This is a genomic window from Shinella sp. SUS2 (assembly GCF_001262505.1).
GTDB lineage: Bacteria > Pseudomonadota > Alphaproteobacteria > Rhizobiales > Rhizobiaceae > Shinella.
On sequence record NZ_KQ410831.1, the window covers coordinates 1 to 1,090 of the forward strand.

Annotated in this window: 2 tRNA genes and 1 rRNA gene; all 3 read left to right on the plus strand. The window is 53.9% G+C overall.

The window, feature by feature from the left end:
* Positions 1–49 (plus strand): 16S ribosomal RNA (locus tag AKG11_RS35290); the annotation flags it as partial.
* Between the two features lie 219 nt (positions 50–268).
* Positions 269–345: transfer RNA gene (locus AKG11_RS33535), tRNA-Ile, on the plus strand.
* A 46-nt stretch (positions 346–391) separates the two neighbouring features.
* A tRNA-Ala gene (locus AKG11_RS33540) sits at positions 392–467 on the plus strand.
* The last annotated feature ends 623 nt before the right edge of the window (positions 468–1,090 follow it).

Below are 1,090 nucleotides of genomic sequence, written 5' to 3' on the forward strand. Positions count from 1 at the left end.
GTCGTAACAAGGTAGCCGTAGGGGAACCTGCGGCTGGATCACCTCCTTTCTAAGGAAGCTGTGGAATTGGTAAGACGCCTAACTTGATTAGGATGAACCTTCCCGTGCTTTTTAGAACATAGATGGCACCAGTCAGGTGACCATCGAAACGCAATACGCCTGCGGATCTGCTATGCAGACGGCGGGTATGGCGATCTTCGCCGTCCACGTTTCTCTTTCTTCAAAAGGATATACGAACCACGCCCGCGTCAGCGTGCTTGACCGTAATGGGCCCGTAGCTCAGGTGGTTAGAGCGCACGCCTGATAAGCGTGAGGTCGGCAGTTCGAGTCTGCCCGGGCCCACCATCCCTAAGATTGAGTGGTCAGCCGGTCAGGTTATCGAAACCTGAATGGGGCTGTAGCTCAGCTGGGAGAGCACCTGCTTTGCAAGCAGGGGGTCAGCGGTTCGATCCCGCTCAGCTCCACCAAGGTTTTGGTGTCGAGATGAGTACGAAGCGTAGCTTCGCAAGCGCAAGGCGCGTCGCCAATCATTTGGCGCCCTAGCGGAGCGCCTTCGGCGCGTGAGTGAAGATATGTATATCCTTTGGAGAAATAAAAGTTTGCGTCCGCCAAATGGCGGTGCGCCTGTTCTGCATACATTGTGAAGAGAAGATTGATCTGGAGGCTTCCAGGTGTTTTGGGTTTTAGGCCCAAGGCGTCCGAGACCTTTCCCGGTGAACCTTTTGATGGCCTAGCCGGCCGGAGATTGGTGAGGGATTGGAGGTAGGAAGGAAGCTTGTCGCTCTGGATCGTTCGTTGTTGGCGCCTTCGGGTGCTTCTGACGGATGATCGGATTACCGTTGTCTAACCGCACGGTACCGGATTTGATCTCGAGAAGCTGGTCTTAATAGATGGACTGCAAGCGAGCTGCTCGGCGTAGCTCCAATAAAGCGGTCCATCGAACACGTCGATGGCATCATGAGTAGGTTGGATTGTAAAAGGTAGTCCAATCGCCTTCTAGCGAAGGCTAGTGATGAGCATAGACAATGAGAACGATTAAGTGTCGTAAGGGCAATTGGTGGATGCCTTGGCATGCACAGGCGATGAAGGA